Raw genomic sequence first — 20,663 nt, forward strand, 5'->3', positions numbered from 1 at the left:
GAACGGGAGTGGCCGCGGCAACTGATTGGTCGGAGCCCCGCCGAGGCATCAGATGAGGCGGCGCCACGTCTTCAGATGGCCTACGGCTCGTCTCCTAAGACTGCTGATAATATGCGCTATCGTCAGCTTGGCTCTGGTTGGCGGCAGCATCCCGTTGTTAAAGACGCTGGACAACGCACTGATGAACTGGCGTTTTGCCGCTGCCCCACGCAATGCTTCAGGAAGTATCGTCTACCTTGCAATTGACAGAGAGACGCTGGATGCTTTGGGCACCTGGCCGTGGCCGCGCAGTATTTACGCCGACATCATTGAGAAGCTGTCGCAAGGCGGGGTAGGCGATATATTCATCGATATCGACTTCAGCACGCCCTCCACCGGCAGCGAAGATGCGCGCTTGGCCGACGCCTTGGCGAATGCCGGCGCGAGCGCGATCCTGCCAGTGTTCAACCAACACCTTTCGGCAGACGCTGGGTCAACAACTGTAGTCACCCAGCCGCTACCAGCACTGCGTGAGAATGCGTGGCTTGCTTTTGCAAATGTCAGCCTCGATGACGATGGAACCGTGAGACGGTTTACGCTGGGCGACCTGCTGGACGGCCAGCCAACCCAGTCGGCAGCCGCAGTTCTCGCAAAGACTCACTCCGCCTCCGGCTCCCATCTGATCGACTACTCGATCAATCCCGCCAGCGTTCCGACGATTTCGTTGTCCCGAATTCTCCATCCAGACTTCGAAATCGCGAAGCTGAAAAATCGTTCAATTGTTATCGGGGCTTATGCCACTGAGTTGAAGGACATCTTTCCGGTGCCCGTATATGGCCAGCTTCCCGGGCCGATACTGCATGTACTCGCCGCCGAGTCGATCCTCCAAGATCGGCTTCTTCAGGAATTTGATCAGCGCCCGGTCCAACTCGCGTTCGCGGCAGCAGTCATAGCTGCGGCACTGGGAATGCGCGCGTTTCAGACCACCGTTCCGTTTCTCTCGGCGGCGGCCGTTCTAGCCATCGGTGAAACGATAGCCTTCATGGCTCAAAAAGATCACGCTCTGGTCGTTCATACGGCGACCTCGTGCACGGTTTTACTGCTCGGCCTTGTTCTCATGTTCAACGAGAAGGTCGATTTCACACAGTTTCTCGCGGAACTCGCCGGTGCGGAGCAACGAAACATCCGACGCCTCCTTCGCAAGATAGTGACCGACAGCACGGACGCAGTCCTGGCATTTGATCACCACCTTAAAATCTTTGAGGAGAGCGATTCAGCCAAGTTCATGCTGGCGTCAGGCCAAAGCGGGAACAGAGGCAAACTGCTGGCTGAAGTTGTCTCAGCTCCGATCTATGATCTTGTCGTCAGCCTCGCTGCAGAACATTCCAAGAAACCCGGCGTCGTTCGCTCTTCCTCTTCGCGGTTCTCAATATCCGTAGACGGGGCGGTAAAGCACCTCGATGCAACCATCACCATATCTCCCGTAGAGCGGCCGGAGGAAGGCACCGCTTCAAGAAACGTGTCTTTCATCGGAAGCCTGGTTATCAGGGATGTTACCACTCGCCAGATCTATGAAGAGCGTCTTCAATACCTTTCCAGTTTCGACGCCCTGACTGGCTTGATGAACAGGCGGACATTCGCGGAGAGCCTCGGGACGTTTGATCGGCCTGTACATGTCGCCGCCGTTGGCCTTCATCGGTTTAGCGTCTTGAACGCGGCAATGGGGAGGGATACGGGCGATAAGCTGCTGCAAGCGGTCGCCGAGCGCCTCTTAGCTCACCCATCTATCGCTTCGGCCGGCCGCCTGGGAGGTGATGTATTCGCAGTTGCCATCCCTCAAAGTCAGGAGTTCTTTCAGAAGGATTGTGCGGAGCTCGTTCTTGGTGTCTTCGATGCGCCGTTCCAGTTCGAGCAACGAACAATGCACATCGACGCCCGAGTGGGAATGTATACAGCAGTAGACACCTGCGAGACCGATTTTTGGCTCGAGAGAGCCGAGCACGCATTGGATGATGCCAAAACTATAGCTGGCGCCGGGTGGCAGCCGTACAACCCCGATGTAGCCCTTCGTCAGCATCGGTCGCGTGAGCTGGAGCAAGCGATGCGCGACAGCTTCAACACCAACGAGTTCTTCCTCCTATATCAGCCACAAGTGGCGCTTGGCACAGGGCTGCTGAACGGAGCCGAGGCTCTGCTTCGATGGAAACACCCGGAGTTCGGCCTTGTGTCCCCTGCGACCTTTATTCCGGTGGCTGAGGCGAATGGCTTCATCTGCGACCTCGGTCGGTGGGCGCTTCGTCACGCCTGCATTGAAGCCTCACGTTGGCCGGATAACCTGGCCGTTGCGGTCAATGTCGCACCAGTCCAGTTGATCAGGGCTGATTTGGTCGCGGACGTGAAAAACGCGCTGGCGGAATCTGGGTTGCCTGCCGCGCGGCTACATCTGGAAATCACGGAGTCTGCCTTCGTCGAACATACGACCGCCATCCAAGGCGCTCTGTCAGACTTACGTGCAATGGGCGTAAGGATCGCCCTGGACGATTTCGGTACAGGTTATTCGTCATTGAGCTATCTGGCAGGATTTCCACTCGACACACTGAAGATTGACCAAACCTTCGTGAAGAAGATGGCGAGCGATCAGCAGAGTTCGGCGATCGTACAAACGATCGTCTCCCTCGCGAAGGGCCTCGGGCTTTCTCTCGTCGCTGAGGGCATCGAAAGTCGGACCGAATGGCAGATGTTGGCTTCGCTGGGTTGCGAGGACGGGCAAGGATATTTCTTCGGCAAACCACTTTCGCCTGACGATCTACTCGCACTCACCGCAGAACTGCCCTGGTTACGCGCGGCCTGACGCACTGTGAAAAGCGGATGCATCGATCGCTCGCACGACCCGACGGCAACAGGCGCGCCGCACAGTCGATCGCGGTGCACCGGTGCTAGAACCAGGCTGTGAGGGGTGGTGCGCCTTGAGACGGAGGGGGCCGGTACCGGAACCCACTGCCGTTCCAAGAATTTAGTGCGACAGGGACCCTCGGTTTCATAGGTGACAAGATGCGCATCATCGACGATTGGCTGGAGGATTGGATTTCAGAGAGAACCAACGTTTTGGCAGATGACATGGTTTCCCTCTCAGACCGCCTACGACAGTCAGCGCTCGACGAAGGTTACTCCCTGAAGAAGCTGGAGTACGCCAGCAACGGCGATGTAGACAGGTTCGTTCGGCGAGCGGTTGTCCATCACCTGATTGCGCGGTCCGATATCGCGCCAGTCACGCCGCCCTACTTCGCTATGCGAATTTCCCAAACAGCTTCATCCGGCGCTACACCCGACGAATGCCCGCCCTCGGCGAGTAACGATAAGGATAAACTGCATTGATTTCGACAAACACTTCGAATTGATCCGCGCTGTAGTGAGATCGACAAGCTGAGGGCGCTGGAGAAGAATTGAATGCTGAATCGTGCCGCAACGGCAAACAGGGAACTGCGTGAGCAGGTTAGAATCCCAACCGCCCGCAACGGTACGGACGTCGTGTTGAAATTCAGATGGTGACCGCGGCAGCTCCGTGCGGAAGGAACCAGTCCCGTGCGGAAGGGAAATGACCAGTAGTCACTGCGGTCCAGATCGACTGAAAACAAGAGATAGACACATAGCCTGTGGCGAGCTTCCCGAAATTTGGTCGTTTGTTCTTGTTCCGGTCTCGTTGACCATGCGGCCGGCGACTCCATTTTCCGGGTGCGAAACGGAGGCGCGTGAATGCGACTATGCAAAACATGTCAGGATACCCGCTGGGTCTGCGAGACCCATCCAACAAAGGCTTGGAGTGGAACGCGCTGCTGCGGCTGTGGTGCCGCGGGCATCCCCTGCCCCCGTTGCTCATCGGCGCTCGCATGGGACAAGCCGCCGGATTATTCAAAGCTCTTTCAATCCGCCAGCCACCTCCCCGGCAGGAAAGTCAATTGATCTTTATCGAGCGAACTATCACACTGCGACCCCTTCCGAGCTCGAAAAGCGTTCGTCCGCCGTCCACGGCAAAACGGGCAGGCCACCCTCGCAAGGCGCGTTGGCGTGGATGCCCGATCCGTTCGCCACTGGAAGGCCGGTGATCGGCGTATTCCTGACTGGCTGCATGGGCGATTGGCATTCTTGAGCGCCACCAAAACGAGGTAGTCGCCGCACGGATGATCTGGTCGCTTGGTAAGTCTACCTTATGTCCGACCGGCGCTGGAGCAGGAGATATACAGATAAATGAAACCAGAAACTGCCAGACAAACCTTGTGTCTTGGGGAGCAATTGTCGCTCGCCCCTATCTTGATCATCTTCGGCGCTGCCTTGCTCGCCGCCGTTGGACTACTTGTCTTTGTGGCGAGTAAGAGACCTCCGCCGCCGATTTGAGGTCCTTAGATAAGTTTCTTCCGTTCCGCCCTCACTACTCATGTCGCGGCTGCGGTTCTTTCGGCTGCTCCAGTTTTGCATCAGTAAAAATTTACGCTATGCAAGAACGCAACGCGAACTAATGAGCAACGCCACTTGGTCCGGTTGTTGCGCCAACCTGAAGCGGGACTATTCCCCCAAATTCGTGTTCGGCTCTTCGACTAATCTGGCAGGAGAAATACATGAGCAGGCGAATGCTGACCGTGATCGTGGCAGGCTTGGTTCTCGTCGTGGGGATTGTCACGGCGGTCTTCGACCAAGATCAGATGAGTTCGGTTGGTGACCATCCTAGCCCTGTAGCTCGGGACCCGCAAAACCCGGCCGCTCCTGCGCCATCCAACTAGCTCGATGCAGTGCTTTTAGCTTCAGATCCGCCACGACTCTCCGGCATTATCGTGGCGGCCAACGCACAAAATCCCACGGAGTGTCGATCAGCCAGCGCTTTAGTTGCTTCATTATCGTGACCGCCCGATGATGGTTCGTGCGATTTTGTTTCTTCTCAGGAAGCAATCTGCACAAAAAATGTTGGCGAATTTCGCTCCGGCATTCCCTTTTTGCTCTCTACTGGTCCCAGTACATCCGTGTTTGTCGCGGAACTCCGCAAATCGCTTGCCAGGCTGCCACGGCGCTTCCTTTGGACCCGCAATGGTCTCGACGCCTTAAGACCTAAGCGAAGACCAATCAAACCCATGTCGGAGTCGACGAGCACCAGCGCGAGGGATGCGTCGGCTTGTCATTTTCGCGAAGTTCTATTCGTACAGATTCCTTGGCGACCCCCCTCCCGTATCGAATGGCTTTCGCCGGCCGATCCTCTGCCTCGAAGCGGAGTATGACGTCGATCAAACGGCGCCACGGCCTTCACGGTCGCAAGCTTACGGTGAGCGCGCCTTTCACGCCGAGGCCCCCGGTTCTCAAGGGCGCAATACCGAACGTGTTGCAAGCATCAGACGCACGGCTTGTTCGGCGGTTTCCGTAAGAAGGTTTTCCGTTTCGCGGATGGCGTCTTCCAAGGTGCAGGGCCGGTTGAGGATGCTGAACACCGCGTCGATCCCTACCTTTCTTGTCGTCTCCACGCCCGAACCAACAGTCCCGGCCAAGGCGAGAACCGGCAGCTTGTGGCGTTTGGCGCGACGGGCGATTTCCGCGGGAACCTTGCCGTATCGCGTTTGTCCATCAATCCCGCCTTCCGCGGTCATCACCAAGTCAGTCTTGGCCAGTCTCCGATCGAGTTTGATATGCCGAAGAATGAGATCGAAACGTGGATGGAGCCTGGCGAAGGCGAAAGCGTGCAGACCCGCCCCAAGTCCTCCCGATGCCCCGCCTCCTTTCAAAGGCTCGACGTCGATATCGAGATCGCGGCGGACAACGCGCGCAAACATCTGAAGACCTTGTTCCAGGATAGCCACCTGGTCCGGCGTTGCACCCTTTTGCGGTCCGAATACCCGCGCGACGCCGGCTTCTCCTAGCAGCATATTGTAAGGATTGACGGCGACATCGATGCTAATTTTCTTAAGGCGGGGATCGCGGCCGGTAACGTCGATACGTTCGAGCGAACGCAATGCCGCGCCATTGCCGGCAATTGGCTGGCCAGATGCATCCAAGAGACTGATGCCGAGCGCCTGAGCCATGCCGGCACCCGCATCGTTGATGCCGGAGTCGCCGCAGCCCAGGAGGATGCGTTCGGCGCCGAGGTCGAGTGCCGCGAGGATCATCTCGCCAACGCCGTAACTCGTTGTTTTCGTCGGATCCCGCATTGCCCTTGGCACGAGACGCAACCCGGCAGCGGCAGCCATCTCGATCACTGCCGTGCGCTTCCTGCGTCCCGATAGAAAGCCGATGTGAGCATCGACGGGTTGTCCCACGGGGCCTGTCACGGTGACCGGATACAATTCGCCTCCAAGCAAGTCCACCATGGTCTGAACGAAGCCTTCACCGCCATCGATCATTGGCATGCGGGTGATCTTTGCACGGGGAAGCGCATTGCGGACGCCCCGTGCGATCGCGTCTGCGACATCGCGGACGCCCAGCCCTTCCTTAAAACCGGAAGGTGCCACCAGGACACGTAAACGCCGGTGCTTTTTCGACATAGTCAACTCCTGCAGCTAAGCTAGCATCGACTGGATGGCGGGCCAGATGATGAGCACGAAAATCATGATGAGAAGAAAATGGAGGGGCAGTAGCACCGCGCTGAGCCGAGCAAGATCGCCCGCGCCATAGGCGTTTTCGTCCAGCCGGCCAAAGAGCGCTACCGGCTTTGCGCTGACCATCAGCGTCTGACAAAGACCTGTCGCCGAGACCATGGTCAACATCACGATGACGGGATCCACGTTCGACGCCTGCGCAAGCACCAACGCCGGTGGCAGCAAGATTGACACCCGTGCAGTGCGGCTATGGATGAGCAGATGCGAGAGCAAACCGATCGCAGCGACAAGCGCAATGAAAACGACGGACGGCAATTTGGCTCCCTGCAGGGGGTGGAACACTGCCGCGACCAGAGCCTCGTTCAGTCCGGACGTCACCAAACCGTCCGCGAGGCAGATCGTTGCGGCAAGGAAGACCAAGAGGGACAGGTCGGCGTCGCGCAGGGCGTCACGAAAGGAGATCGGTCCGGCAGTGGGGGAGAAGGCGGCAAGCGCGCCGACAAGCGCCAGGATCGTTGGGTCGATGCCATGCATCGGTTCCGTCAGCCAGCCGGCCGTCACGACTGCGGCGATCCAGACCGGCCGTTTCCACAGTGGTGCAGGGCGCACGTTGGTGCACGCGATCGTAAGCTTGCTTCGCCGCTCGTGCGAAGTCAGAAAAATCTTCAGGATAATACCGGTCGACAGAAACGCGCTTGAGACCGCAAACGGAAGACCCAGTACAACCCAGTGAAGATAACCGATCTCTTGACCCGACAGCTTGCGAACCATGTCGACAGCGATGAGGTGTGCGCCGGCACCCAAAGGCGACGCGACGGCAGATAAAAGCACGGCCGTGGGGAAGACTAGCGCAAAAGCCCGCCGCACCCGCACGCTGCCGCAATGTTCGGAAATCGCTGCATAAGCGGGCACCATCATGGCCGCCCGGCCCGATGTGGAGGGTACGACGAAAGCGGTGGCGAGAAGCAACGCCGTCAGCGCGTAGGCAAGGGCTTGGACCGATTGCAACCGTGTCGTGGCAAGCGCGATCAGTCGATCCGTGACACCGCTCGCCTTGAACGCCGACGCCAGCAGAAACGACGCGAGAAGAAGCCAGATCAGTTGATTGCCAAGAGCACTGAACAGCGAGTCCGGTTTACCGGTGACGACCAATGTCATTGCCACGGCGGCGGTGACTGCAACCAAGGTGTCGTCGAGTGATGTCAAGGTCCAGCCGACCAGTGCCAGCGCAAGAACCTGTAAGGAACGCCGAGGCTCCAACGGCAGCCCCGATGCAAAAAAATCGATCGCAATGAACGTCGCGGCCGCAACGAACAGGTTCAATACCAAATGCCGGCGTGCGGGCTTGATAGCCGCAACGCGCGCCCCAGGCTGACGCTCACTTCTTCCGGATATCGGCTCAGGCCAGGTGTTAGCCTTCTCCATTGCGCTACTCCGTCTCGCGATCTGGGCCCAGGATGGAGGAACAGGCCCGTCATGTTGCAGGGCGATCTTAAGCGTCGCAGGTTAGAGGGCGGGAGGAGGAAGGTTAGAATTTGGAGAGAATCGCTACTTCTTGGCGCCATTCCTTGTCCTGCAGCCATTAATCGGCGATCCTGACGGCAAGCTCCCAACCAGGTACGAGGCAATATGACCGTCCGGCGGCGCATTCTTCTCTTCCAGCTAGTCACATTCGTCTTCGTGGGCGTGGTTGTCGGGCTGATGCTGACGACGCTCAAGCTCACCGACGAGTTCGTCAATCGAATCGATGGCGTCCACTCTCGCTTCGAGGCGATCAGCGAACTTGACGGACTTGGCAATAATTACGCCGAGCAGTTGGCGGAAGTCCTGTTGCTTGGTCCTGAACAGATGCCGGATTTCCAACTCGCGCGACAAAAGATGGCGGAAGGGTTCCGTGTTCTTGCAGAGGTGACACGCAAGGAGTTCGCCACGCTTGGAAGCCTTGGAGCCGTTCAGCAGGAATTGCCAGAAATAGAGTTCGCCGCGCGGCTTCAGGAATTTTATCGAGCGATCGATCAGGCGGCCGAACGTGTATTCCAGGCACAAGCGGCCGGGCGACAGGATCGCGCCGTCGATATCTTCCGGCGTAGCATCGAGTATCGCCTCTCTAACGATTTCGAGACCATGATCGGCGATGCCCGGCAGGAGGAGCGTGGAGAAGTTGCCGAGGAGCTTGTCCGGGTGCGAAGCACCCAACATACGGTCCTGCTTGTTGCTGGCGTCTTTTCGGTGCTGGCGGTGGTGGCGGGCCTTGGTTTAGGCCTGACACTCCATCATTCGATCGTCCGGCCGGTTCGCCTTTTGGTGGCCGGAGCGGAAGCAATTGCCCGTGGCCAGCTCGATCATCGCATCGAGACGGGCCGCCGCGACGAATTCCTGGTGCTTTCGCAGAGTTTCAACAAGATGGCGGAGGCGATCGAGCTGCAAAGAGCGAGCCTGACATCTGCTCAGGCCCGGCTCGAACGTGAAGTGGATCAACGGACACGTGAGCTGCGGCAGGCAAATGACCAACTTCTGGAGCTCGATGGCAAGCGCAGCCAGTTCCTTGCGGATGCGAGCCACGAACTACGCACGCCGCTTACAATCTTGCGTGGTGAAGCCGAGGTGGCGCTTCGCGCGAGACCAAAGCTTGCCTCTTTACGCGATGCATTGAACCGCATTCAGCTTTACGCCGCTGACATGGCGCGGCTGCTTGAGGATCTGATCGACTTTACGCGCTCTGAGATCGACGACGTCACCTATGATTTTGAAACGGTCGAGGCTGAAAACGTGGTCATTGCGGCCGTGCACGAAACTGAAATTCTTGCGCAACAAAAAGAGATGGAAGTTCAACTGCTTTCGAGAGCATCGAAACAATTGATCAGGGCAGACCCCAGGCGCTTGAAGCAGGCGTTGATGATTGGGATCGATAATGCGATCAAATATGCAGATCCAGGTGGAATGATCGACATAGACATTTGTTGCAGCGATGACATCCTGATGCTGACTATCCGTGATCATGGTTGCGGGATTGATCCGGCGGAACTGCCCTTTGTGTTCGACCGGTATTATCGCGGAAGGAACAACGCCAGCCGCGCGGCCAAGGGCCTCGGCATCGGTCTGCCGATTGCAAGGACCATCGTCGAACGGCACGGTGGTACCATTGCCCTCGGGGCTGCGCCCAATCGTGGTGCGGTTCTCACCATCCGGCTGCCCATCGCAGAAAGGAAAATCGCATGCGGGTCCTGATTGTCGAAGACGACCGGCGGATTTCGAGCTTTCTGCGGCGGGGACTTGAGGCGGAAGGGTATCATGTGCAATTGGCAGAGGACGGGCGCGACGGTCTTGAACGAATCCGTCATGAAACCGTCGACCTGGTCATCCTCGATCGAACGATCCCCTATGTGGACGGTCTTGAGGTGTGCCGGATAATCCGGCAGGAGCGACGTTCCGTGCTCGTCCTGATGCTCACCGCCAAAGAAAGCATTCGCGATCGTGTCGACGGCCTTCAAAGCGGCGCTGACGACTACCTCGTAAAACCCTTTGCCTTCGATGAACTGATTGCCCGGATAGAGGCGCTGCGAAGACGCAGCCCAACGCTCGAACGAACGGATGTCCTGCAGGTGGGGTTGCTTACCCTCGATCCGGCAACCCGCCGCGTCACGAAGTCGGACCGCGAGATCGGGTTCACCGTTCGTGAGTTCGAACTGCTCCGCTATCTCATGCTCAACGTCAACAAAGTGGTCAGCCGTCAGCGGCTGTTGAACAACGTCTGGAACTACGATTTCGATCCCGGAACCAAGATCGTCGAAGTCTATATCCGTTATCTGAGGCGTAAGATCGGTCAAGACGGTGATCCGACCATTCGGACCGTGCGAGGCGTGGGCTATACCCTGGTCGAAAGTAAATCATAGTATGATAGCAGGAGGTTGCCGGCGGGCTGTGTACGACGGCGGGCTTCATCCCGTCAACCTTTCCGCGATCAGAATTCCCGCCAGTTGCTCTGTTGCAACGCAGCATTGCCCTTGAACGCGCTGGTGCGCTTGCCGACCATCTGGCGCGCCGGCGGTTCCGAGGGCCGCTTCTCCGCTGGCGCAGCCCGGCTCGTACCGGCGCTGGGCTGGTCAGCGATCTGGAAAATCCCGATCAGACCGAACAACGCCTCAGCCTCGCGCGCCAACGAGTGGCTGGCTGCTGTCGACTCTTCGACCATCGCCGCATTCTGCTGGGTGCCTTGGTCAATAAGGGCAACGGCGTTGTTGATTTCCTTGATGCCTGTCGACTGTTCTTTGGACGATTCCACGATCGAGCTGACGTTGTCGTCGATCTCCTTCACCTGTTTGACGATTCTTGCGAGTGCAGTGCCGGTCGCTCCGACCAGTTCAACGCCATTCTTTACTTGCTCGCCGGATCTTCTGATCAAGTCTTTGATTTCCTTGGCTGCTGTCGCGGAGCGTTGCGCCAGTTCGCGCACTTCTTGCGCCACTACCGCGAACCCCTTGCCGGCCTCGCCTGCCCGGGCTGCCTCGACTCCGGCATTGAGCGCGAGCAAATTTGTCTGGAAAGCGATCTCGTCGATCACGCCGATGATATTGGAGATCTCGCTGGACGAGCGTTCGATGTCATGCATGGCATCCACTGCCTTGGAGACCACCACACCGGACCGCTCGGCATCGTCGCGCGTCGTTGCGACCAAGCGTGCGGCCTCGTCCGCCCGACGGCTGGAGTCCGCGACAGTCGTCGTGATCTGCTCCAGCGCTGCGGCCGTTTGCTCGACCGAGGCGGCCTGCTGTTCGGTGCGCTTGGAAAGATCGTCAGCGGCCGAGCGAATCTGGTCGGAGCCGGTTGCTATGGCTTGCGCGTTTTGGCCCACGCAGCGCAGCGCATCCTCAAGGCGTTCGATTGCGGCGTTGAAGTCGATCCGAGTTTTGTCGAGCCGATCCGTGAACGCGGTCTGGAGCCGGAAACTCAGCTTGCCGTCGGCCAGCGCCCCGAGACCAGTCGCCAGATTATCGACGGCGAACGTGACCTGCGCGGCTTCCTCGGCCTGCCGGCGCTCACGCTCTTGGCGCTCCTTCTCCGACAGCGAACGGTTTGCTTCGGCTTCGGCTTCGAGGCGCTGGCGCTCCAGCCCGTTCTGCCGGAACACTGCGACGGCGACAGCCATCGTCCCGATTTCGTCAGTACGATCTTGGAAGGGCACCGTAGAACCAAAGTCGCCTCTGGAGATCACGCCCATGGTCCGGGTAATTTTCGTGATAGGCGTCGTGATCGACCGCGCGATGACGACGGCGATGGCTGCGACCGCGAGCAGGATGCCGACCGCTCCGCAAAGCCACATGAGCACAAGCTCCCATGCCGCGTTGGCGAGCAGGACCGACTGTTCCTTGACACCTGAAGCAAGGAGGACTTCCAATTTCCGCAGCTCGTCGATGCGCGCGGAGGCAGCCTTGAACCACGTATCGGGCTCGACACCTTCTATGCTGGTGCCTGCGGCAGTAGAGAGGACCGCCTGTCGCATAGGTTCGAACTGTTCGAATGCCGGTGCCTTGGACATTTCACGCAACCGGTCCTGGCTGGCACCCTTGTAGGACTCCGACAGCAGGTCGAGAATGCCGACCTGCTTTGCATCGGCTTGATGAATTCGTGCGCGGAGTTCTTCACTGAGCTTGCCGGTCGACAACGCCTGCGCAACCATGGCGCGTTGCTGTCCCGCGAATTCCTTCATCAGCGCCAGACTGGCGAGTGCGCTCGCCTCGAGCGACATTCTGGGATCGGTGGCCCACCATGGGATCACATCGAGCTTGCCTCGCGTAGTGGCCACGACGGCCGTGTATGCCGTAATCGCCGACGCGCCGTCGGTCTTTTGTCCGTCAACATCACTACGCAAGGCTTCGAGCGTGCTGAGCTTCTCCTTGAGCATGTCGAACTCGAAGACGCCGTCCGATGCGCTGTTGTTTTCAACGCCGGTTATTGCATCCTCAAGGTCAAAGAGAGCTTTGTCTGTCTTGCTGCGTGCTTCGATGAGGGAGTCGCCGCCCCGCTTGCCGCCGCTGCCTAGAAAAGTGGCCGTCCGCCCGCGTTCGACTTGGAGTTCATGCACCGCCAAGTCCGCTGCCGACGCGAAATTCATAAGCGTCTCCATGCGGGAATAGTCGGCATAGTCGTCATAATAGCCTTTGATGACGACCGCCGAAGTAATCACGGATGCAATCGCAGGTATCACCACGCTCAAAGCCAATCTTTGGCTAATCGTAAAGCTGATTTTTGACACCGAATCCACCTATAGTTTCAAGCCGCGCAACCAGAAGGAAGTTTGGTAGACGTTGCTGACAGCCGGGGACTACATATTGTTTCCCGTCGGCAAGTTGATTGATTACTGTCTGGTGGATGCATGATTGCAGCAAGACATTTATTATATGTGAACCTTGATTGACTACGCCATGCTCGCGTGCAGGTTGCCCAATATTTGCGCGCCGGAATTGCCCGCTGTCGAAGATCTGCACAATCACGACTGGTATGGTTCCCATGGCGCGGCAGGAAAGCACGTGCAGAGTTCCTCCCCAGCGACGATGGCATACCCCGAGGATCTCACTCAAAAGATATCGCCGTATACTTTCCCTCACGAAGAACTGCATCGTCGTCGTGCTACCAGTCACCCGCGATCAGGTCGGCCAGTTCTTCATCCATTGGAGGCTCGTTGTCGTTGGCCGCCCCCTCCCGCAACTTGAGAAGGTTGGCCTTGTGACAAGCGAGGAACCATTCGGCCTTTTTACGCTCATCATCCGTCACGTCGCCTAAGTCAGGGAGTATGATCCGTTCCCCGGCATCCAAGGCTCGTAACAGGTCTTCGTACTCGCGGATACTCGTTTCATGCGAGGCGAGCAGTTCCATTTCCCAATCTTCCAAGTGCCGGTCCATCTGGATGCTCCGTAGGCGCTATCTCCTAACGCCTATCGCCACCGTTTTGCTCCATCGCGCCGCTTTCATTGGGCTGCCCCACGTCGTCCTGACGGCCCTGATCTAGGATCGGCTGCCACGGACTTTTGACGCCGTCCGATCCGATTATCAATCATTCCCATCTTTCTTGGAGCGGCGTACAGGCCAGTATCAGGACCTATCCCAATTTTAACGCCCGCCTGAGGTACCTAACTGGGAGCGTCCATCGAAGGACTGGCGAGGTCGAGAAATTCCAGCATTGGTAAGATTGGTCTTGTGACGTTCGGTCGTTCGGGGTTCGTCAAACGCGCTCGCGCGGGAACGCGCAACCTTGCGTATGTCGCGTCGAGCGACACCGATATCTGCCAGATCGCGGTCTGACAGCCACCGCAGCTCCTGTTCGGTCGTCGCTCGTTGCCACCACCGGGCAATGAAGTGCGCTTTTTGGAGAGAAACTCGCACCGCCGTTGGAAGGCTGCGAATGTAGCGTTCGACAGATTCAAGTAGTTCTACTGGCATGACTCACCTCCAGCTTCTGTTGCTGTGACGGCCAGTCTAGGGAAAAGCCTGCGGACATGTTATTGACATTCTGACAAAAAGTATCTGGGAGACGCCATGATCGCTCGCGAGAACCTGACCAATGTCCACTTGCCGGAAGATGAGGTAGGGGACTATCCGTTCACGGCTGTCGCCCAAGGTGGAACAGAGCCCGCTGGGACGACATACCCCTATCATACCCACCACCGCGCCCAACTCTTTCAGATCGTGCGCGGGTCGGTGAGGCTCGAGACCGTGCGCGGGTACTTCATTGTGCCACCTGAACGCGCTGTCTTCGTTCCGTCTGGTGTCCTCCATGAAGTGACCTATCTACAGGAAACCGAGCGCAGTTACCTGTTCTTCCGCCCCGAGGCTGTCGTGGACCTGCCCTTAGAGGTCTCGGTCATTGGTACAACGCCGCTCCTGCGCGAACTCATCCTCGCATTCCTGGAGATACCTCGCTCAGACGCAGGCAATCCTCGCGCTGAACGGCTTGTGGCAGTTATCACCGATCAGCTTCAGACCAGTCCGGTTGCGCCGCTATCGCTTCCTTCGCCGATATCAGAGCGCCTTCAAATCATTGCTGCTGACATCCGCAATGAACCAGGTGAAGAGTGGCCACTCGAGCGACTGGCTTCTCGTGCGGCCATGTCGTCAAGGAGCTTTCAGCGTCATTTCCAGGCCGAGACCGGAATGAGTTTCCGCGCCTGGCGTCAGCAGGCGAAGCTTCTGAAGGCGGTGGAGTGGCTCGCTGCTGGCCAGAGCGTTAGCGATATCGCCTACTCTCTCGGTTATTCAGGCCCCAGCGCCTTCATTGCCGTCTTCAGAGCTGCCTTCGGAACTTCACCGGGACAATATTTTCAAGGCCGCACGGTTTAGTCACCACTGCGGGGAGGATTTCGCAAAATGAAAGTCACATTTAGCATTGGGCCGCACCGGCTTCCCAATGAGCTGAGACCAAGGCTCCCCCCGGCATTTCGGAGGGTCTTGGGTCAAACGCCGCGCCGATCTCTGCTGGTTACTTTCAATTTGCGGGGCGTCCTATCGAGGCAGCCGCGCCTATTGAAGTCGCCAACGTCGGCAGGCCCACTCCTAGAAGACCGCTACGCACGCCGCTCGACGATTAGGGCGCCAGCTTCCGGTATCGCACTGGCTTTAGGTCAAAGCGTCTGCATATTCCGTTGCTCTTCCGGCGGCAAGCGTGGCGGCGACCGACCAACCGCTGACCATTCTTTTGATCTGAGAGAAACGATAGTGGCCTTCACATTGCACACGGGAGGATTTCCCGGTGTGTTGGCGCAAAGAAAAGCAACAGTCAGAAGGTGAATAAAAAGCCTGACGCAGGCTTATCACTGTCAGCCGCGTGGCACATTCTGCAAGCCTCGACTACGTCTCAGCCCTCAGGGGCTTGGGCGCGGTGGATTGACGTCCATCACCCAGTGCTCGACCCCACCCGGGTCCAGGTATGCTGCCATGAATGCGTCCAGATCAGCGCGCCTTGGCCCGAAGCTTTGGAAAATCTGCAACGCCTCCCTCGCTGGCAGATCATAGCTGTGGCGAAACGTGGTCATGGTATAGGTATCTTCGTCCGAAGATCTTGGCATGAATGCTCCTCCGATCGTGTAGGAATCCGGAGAAGCCGCAAATGTTCCATCAAGGCTCCGCCGTCGTCTAAGGGGGCAGCGGCACGCCGGTAGCATGGCACCGCACAACGGCCAGTGAAATGGAGACTGATGGCGACGCGAGATCGGCGGTGTCGCGAGAGCTGGTTCGTCGGCAAGTCGCGATTTGGTCCACGGCGGTCCATTTCGATGCGCAATATCTAATTAAGTTATCCGTGTTTTCATCAATCGGGCTCGATACTCCGATTTCGCGTGGGCTTCAAAGATGCCCGCGACCATTTCAGGCATGGAAGACCAGCGATGTTCTTGGACGAAGATCACGACGCACACGAAGCAGCGGAGCTTACCAAGCAGACGCTTGTCGACACCCAGGAGAGGATGGGCATGATGCTCGACCTCATGCCCATGGGCCTCCTCATTCACACGCGGCAAGGGATTATTTTTGGAAACCAGGAGGCCGCACGCCTCCTGCACGTGCCGCAAAATGAAGTCGTGGGCAAACATTTCCTCGATTTTCTGTCCACCTGTGCCGACGAAGCGGCCCAGCAGATGGAGGAGGCCTTTCACGGCCGAATCAGCGTGGAACCGACAGAGGCCGAGATCAGAATTGCGACGGGTGAGGTGCGGACAATCAAATTGATCGCAGGCGCTTTGCCTTGGGAGGGCAATCCTGTCGTTCAGCTTCTTCTCCAGGACATCACGGATTTGAAGCTGATCCAGCACAGATTGCATCTTCTGGCGGTCACCGACGAACTGACGGGCGCGTTCAACCGCCGTCATGCGTTCAATATCGGCCATGCGCTATTTAAGGAAGGGGTGACCGCTTCCAGCAAAGTTGCCCTTGCTGTCCTTGATGTCGATCATTTCAAGCGTGTAAACGACACCTATGGCCACGCAGCCGGCGATGCGGCTCTCAAAGCGCTGACGCAGTCCATCCAGGCGCTCATCGCGGCCGAAGCAGCCAACAGGATGACCTTCGCCCGTGTCGGCGGCGAGGAATTCACGATCTTGTTCAGGGCCATGGCGCCAGAGGCAGTGTTTGAGATGTGCGAGCAGATCAGGCGTCACATTGAGCAGCGTCCGGTTCTGTCGACGGCGGGCACTTTCAAGATCACGGTCTCTATTGGCATGGCGGTGCAAACCCAGACGGACGGTTCTTTCGACACTCTTTATTCGAACGCGGACAGGGCGCTTTACGAGGCGAAGTCGACCGGGCGAAATCGTGTTTGCCGGGATGGGGCAAAACCGCACTCACCCAGGGCTTTGACTGCGACCTGACTTGCAGGTCGCACGATTTCCCCCACACGGCAGCAAAGATCATGGGCAATGCGGCTAGGCTTTTGATTGTGATGGCAATGGCACTTGTTGCGTCGGGCCCTATGAGCGCTCAAGCCAGTGCGACCATCACCGTGGATCGAGGTCGCAACCCTCCGGCGTCAACGGCGCTAGGAGTCCCCTGACGACAACCCGCCCCTGACATCGTCGTAGCCTGACGTCGTTGGAAGGCTGTCCAATCGCTAATCGCATCTTCTTCCGACGTTATCCCCGCAACACCCAATCCGATCAGCGCGGCAGCGCTTCAATCCTCCTGGAGGCAAGTTAACCTACTTCAAATCAGTCCGATGATACAAACGGGTAATTCGTCAGAGCTGTAGGGAAAAATGACGTCAGCCAGTTGGGAGCAATTCGCAGGCAATTTGGCATTTGTGACGCTTGCGGTTGCCATGTGGGCACATATCTCGATCTGGTATCAGAAACCCCTGATCGGGCTTGAAAGGCCTCTTTGGGGTCTTATCGCCGGCATCACGTCCATCGGCTCGATGATGCTTGCAATTCAGTTTGCGTCGGGCATTTTCATCGATCTACGCTTCGCGCCACTTGCGCTAGCAGGGCTCTTCGGCGGCGTGATTGCCGCTGCTATTGCGGCAGTTCCCGCGATTGTCTTCAGGGGCTTCGCAGGCGGAGCCGGCGCTGTCGATGGCGTCGTTGCCATATTGGTCGTCAGTGCCATAGGTGTCGCTGTCCACATCCTCTTTCGACGGAGAAGGGCGATATCTACAAGCTCGCGGCTGTGACCACCCTGCTCGGGATCGGATTGTCGGTCATCTTGGTGACCTTACCCAGCCTCACAAAATCGGGGGCGGCGTCGGCGTTCGGCGTTCCGCTTGTCCTTATGAACTGTGTGGCCACGATCATCTGTGGTCTCATCATGCTGAAGACTGCCAGATTGAAGCTGGAACGGCGGGTGCTCGAAACGGCTTTCTCGCAGTCGCCCGACTATCTTTATGTGAAGGACCGGGAGAGCCGGTTCATTGCCGTCAACAATAACATGGCGCGGCTCTTCCATTTCTCCTCACCGGCGGAGATGTTCGGACTTTCGGATTTCAGTTTGCGCACGGCTCCGGACGCCGAGGAATTGTATCATCGAGAGCAGGAGATCATTCGCACCGGAAAGCCGCTTGTTGATTTCCTTGAGCGGATGGGCGAACGCCATCTGTTGGCATCAAAAGTTCCTCTTCTGGATAGCGAAGGGCAGATCATCGGGCTTGCTGGTGTTACTCGCGACGTCACCGAAAGCATCGAGCTCGAGCGTGAACTCCGTCAAAAACGGAACCTGCTGACACTTGCGATGAACGGCATGTCCGAGGGCTTCGCAATGTTCGACAAGAAAGGTGTTCTTGTCTTCTGCAATGAGCAGTATCGCAACGCGTTCCCTCTGTCGCGTGATGTGCGGGTCGTCGGTGCGCATATCACGAAAATCCTTCAGCGCGTGATCGAGACCGGTGAACGGGTCGGGTTGCCGCAAGAGACGCCAGAGAAATGGGTTGAGGCGGCGGCAGCGGCCTTGCATGTGAACAAGGACGAGGAAATCCAACTTAGGAATGGCGAATGGCGCGCCCTCAAGACGCGCCTTGCGCATGACGGCTCAGCGATGGTGGTGGTGTCGGACATTACCGTGACGAAAGAGGCTGAAGCGGCGCTTCAGCTCTCTGCGCAGCAACTGAGATCGCTCGCCGACACCGATGGCTTAACGAGCCTTGCAAATCGCAGAGCGTTTGACGCCGCCTTCGTGCGCGAGTTTGAGAAGTGTCGTGAAACCAACATCGCTTTGAGCGTTCTGATGATCGATGTCGACAGGTTCAAACTGTACAATGACACCTACGGGCACCTAGCCGGCGACGAATGCCTACGTGCCGTGGGGAAATGTCTCGGAAAATCGGTGAAACGGTCGGGTGATGTTGTTGCGCGTTACGGCGGCGAGGAGTTCGTGGTTATGCTTCCGAATACCGATGAGGCCGGGGCCATGGTCGTCGCAGAAGAATTCAACCGCCTCCTGAGCCGCGAGGACCTTCCCCATACGAGCAGCGAGTTCGGCAGGGTGACGGCCAGCATCGGCATATCTTCGACTGGAGGAAAGGTCTCGTTCTCGGACACGCAAAAGCTCTTGGCGGCAGCGGATGCGGCCATGTACGAGGCAAAGGAACAAGGTCGCAATCAGATCAGGGTGCAATCCCCTGCCCGCCAGGTATCCGCGGCAAGAGCGGGGTCGTCATCTGCCGGCCGTCCTTAGAATATGCCAGTGACAGCGATGGAAGAGGTGGAAAGTTGCGATGACCGGGGAACACCATCAGCCGCGCGTTGAACTTGCCAGCGCGATCAACGCGTACTCACTCATCCTGAATGGCCCCCTAAGAAGCCGCAAATGTTCCATCAAGGCTGGGCCGTCGTTTAAGGGGCGGGCGGCACACCGCGCGTCGATGAGCAGGCTGCTGTTCAGACGAACCCCAGCGGAGGTGTTCGCTTTGGAGACCAGGTTCTGGTCTCGTTGGTTCCCAGCTAATTTCAGGCCTATGGCTGTTTGCCAATGTCCCGCGGCGGAGTAACTCCTTTCGCAACGGCGAGAATCGCACCGACCATTCCCCCGGTGACGATACCTGCCGAACCGCCTGCCAGGCCGGTAAGCACGCAATAGCCCAGCAAGGCGAGGCTGAGGTCAGGCGTCACCACTACGGCGGCAATCATGCCAACCAGAGCGCCGACCACTCCAAACACGATACTCAGTCCGGTTACTGCATCGGACGGATCGACGACCAGAGTACGATACGCCTTCGTCCTTGAGGGTTGTTCAGCAGGGGCTTCCTGTCCTGGATCAATAGCCATGCTCGCTCCTTTGTCTCTGTCCTAGAACGCGATCCACCCCGCTTGGTTTCTCGCTGTCAACCGGTCGCGTCATCGTCGTCCAACAGTATTCTTTCGGCCGCGCCATCGAGGTCTTCATATTGCTTCGACCGCATCGACCACAGAAAGGCCAGCAGGCCCGCCGCTCCCATCGCGACGGTCAAGGGCACCAGCACGCTCAGAGCTGTCATGCGCCCGCCTCCACCGCTTGGTGAGGCCGAGGCATTCGCACCTGCTCCATCTGTTTCCCGCCAACAGATAGCCTCAGCGCGTTTGCTACCACGAGAATGGACGATGACGACATAGCCACGGTCGCGATGAGAGGTGTTACGAACCCGGCAAGCGCAAGCGGCAGGCTGATGATATTGTAGATTATCGCCAGCCCGAAATTCTGCCTGACCAGTCGCATCGCCTTGTTCACCGTCTCGAGGCTCTCGTTGACCACCCACAAGCTGTCGCCCAGAAACACGAAATCGGCGGCGCTACGACCGATGTCGCTTGCCGTTGACGGTGCCATCGACACATGCGCAGCCCGTAACGCGGCGGCGTCGTTTATCCCGTCGCCGACCATCAAGACCTTATGCCCGCGAACCTGCAAGCCGGCGATTGCCGTCACCTTATCGCCCGGCAGTAGGCCGGCGGAAAATCCTTCGATGTTCAGACATCGGGCGATCCGCGCGACGGCGGGCTTGGAGTCTCCCGACAGTATCCGAACATCGATCCGCTTCGCTTGAAGGGATTTGACCAGATCGGCCGCGCCGGGACGCAGTGTTTCCCCGAACGTGAACGTCGCTATTGCCTGGCCATTGCGCGACAGAACGACGGCCGGGAGCTCCCCGTCCCCCGAAGTGAAACC

At 58.2% G+C, this 20,663-nt stretch carries 14 protein-coding genes and 1 pseudogene; 7 read left to right on the top strand and 8 right to left on the bottom strand.

Translation table 11 applies throughout. From position 1 onward, the window contains the following. Positions 1-52: 52 nt before the first annotated feature. Positions 53-2,830 carry an EAL domain-containing protein gene (locus C5J22_RS30335; RefSeq protein ID WP_105441301.1) on the top strand — a complete coding sequence of 926 codons (2,778 nt, stop codon included), beginning with the start codon at positions 53-55 and terminating at the stop codon, positions 2,828-2,830. 200 nt (positions 2,831-3,030) lie between these two features. Further along, positions 3,031-3,354, top strand: coding sequence for a hypothetical protein (locus C5J22_RS30340; RefSeq protein WP_105441302.1), 324 nt, complete (start codon positions 3,031-3,033; stop codon positions 3,352-3,354). A 1,967-nt stretch (positions 3,355-5,321) separates the two neighbouring features. Here C5J22_RS30340 and C5J22_RS30345 read toward each other — a convergent pair. Together C5J22_RS30345 and C5J22_RS30350 are read right to left on the bottom strand one after the other, a co-directional pair. Beyond that, a complete protein-coding gene (locus tag C5J22_RS30345; protein WP_105441303.1) occupies positions 5,322-6,497 on the bottom strand; it encodes a glycerate kinase in 1,176 nt (391 codons plus the stop codon). A gap of 15 nt (positions 6,498-6,512) precedes the next feature. Next, complete coding sequence (locus C5J22_RS30350) at positions 6,513-7,976, bottom strand: SLC13 family permease (protein ID WP_105441304.1); 1,464 nt, start codon at positions 7,974-7,976, stop codon at positions 6,513-6,515. Between the two features lie 204 nt (positions 7,977-8,180). Between C5J22_RS30350 and C5J22_RS30355 the strand changes: the two genes are divergently transcribed. Both C5J22_RS30355 and C5J22_RS30360 read left to right on the top strand, forming a co-directional pair. Continuing rightward, positions 8,181-9,779, top strand: a complete 1,599-nt coding sequence (locus C5J22_RS30355; protein ID WP_105441305.1) for a cell wall metabolism sensor histidine kinase WalK — start codon at positions 8,181-8,183, stop codon at positions 9,777-9,779. Beyond that, positions 9,767-10,444, top strand: a complete 678-nt coding sequence (locus C5J22_RS30360; protein ID WP_105441306.1) for a response regulator transcription factor — start codon at positions 9,767-9,769, stop codon at positions 10,442-10,444. Before C5J22_RS30355 ends, C5J22_RS30360 begins: the two co-directional genes overlap by 13 nt. Before the next feature lie 68 nt (positions 10,445-10,512). Here C5J22_RS30360 and C5J22_RS30365 read toward each other — a convergent pair whose 3' ends face one another. The 3 genes from C5J22_RS30365 to C5J22_RS31970 all read right to left on the bottom strand — a co-directional run bounded on the left by C5J22_RS30365 (position 10,513) and on the right by C5J22_RS31970 (position 13,988). After that, positions 10,513-12,804 (bottom strand): methyl-accepting chemotaxis protein, encoded by a 2,292-nt coding sequence (locus C5J22_RS30365; protein ID WP_172746840.1) that lies wholly within the window; start codon positions 12,802-12,804, stop codon positions 10,513-10,515. A 374-nt stretch (positions 12,805-13,178) separates the two neighbouring features. Continuing rightward, a complete protein-coding gene (locus tag C5J22_RS30370) occupies positions 13,179-13,451 on the bottom strand; it encodes a hypothetical protein (protein WP_105441308.1) in 273 nt (90 codons plus the stop codon). Between the two features lie 207 nt (positions 13,452-13,658). After that, on the bottom strand, positions 13,659-13,988 hold the full coding sequence (locus tag C5J22_RS31970; protein ID WP_105441309.1) for a DUF1127 domain-containing protein: 330 nt from the start codon (positions 13,986-13,988) through the stop codon (positions 13,659-13,661). 96 nt (positions 13,989-14,084) lie between these two features. On the opposite strand from C5J22_RS31970, the gene C5J22_RS30380 reads away from it, so the two are divergent. The 3 genes and pseudogenes from C5J22_RS30380 (at position 14,085) to C5J22_RS30395 (ending at position 19,199) form a co-directional block, all read left to right on the top strand. Next, entirely contained in the window at positions 14,085-14,885 is an 801-nt protein-coding gene (locus C5J22_RS30380; protein WP_105441310.1) for a helix-turn-helix domain-containing protein, read from the top strand. A 1,043-nt stretch (positions 14,886-15,928) separates the two neighbouring features. Further along, positions 15,929-16,906 carry a sensor domain-containing diguanylate cyclase gene (locus C5J22_RS30390; RefSeq protein WP_105441312.1) on the top strand — a complete coding sequence of 326 codons (978 nt, stop codon included), beginning with the start codon at positions 15,929-15,931 and terminating at the stop codon, positions 16,904-16,906. 383 nt (positions 16,907-17,289) lie between these two features. Next, positions 17,290-19,199: pseudogene (locus C5J22_RS30395) on the top strand (diguanylate cyclase). Between the two features lie 278 nt (positions 19,200-19,477). Here the strand turns inward: C5J22_RS30395 and C5J22_RS30400 are convergent. The 3 genes from C5J22_RS30400 to C5J22_RS30410 form a co-directional block, all read right to left on the bottom strand. Continuing rightward, the gene (locus C5J22_RS30400) at positions 19,478-19,789 is read right to left on the bottom strand and encodes a hypothetical protein (protein WP_105441313.1); all 312 of its coding nucleotides are present in this window, start codon (positions 19,787-19,789) and stop codon (positions 19,478-19,480) included. A 56-nt stretch (positions 19,790-19,845) separates the two neighbouring features. Next, on the bottom strand, positions 19,846-19,998 hold the full coding sequence (ccoS, locus tag C5J22_RS30405; protein WP_105441314.1) for a cbb3-type cytochrome oxidase assembly protein CcoS: 153 nt from the start codon (positions 19,996-19,998) through the stop codon (positions 19,846-19,848). Further along, the coding region (locus tag C5J22_RS30410; RefSeq protein ID WP_172746841.1) for an HAD-IC family P-type ATPase at positions 19,995-20,663 on the bottom strand (669 nt) is incomplete at its 5' end. The genes C5J22_RS30410 and ccoS, both read right to left, overlap by 4 nt.

Origin of the sequence: Neorhizobium sp. T25_13, from assembly GCF_002968675.1 — a bacterium.
Taxonomy (GTDB): Bacteria; Pseudomonadota; Alphaproteobacteria; order Rhizobiales; family Rhizobiaceae; genus Neorhizobium; species Neorhizobium tomejilense.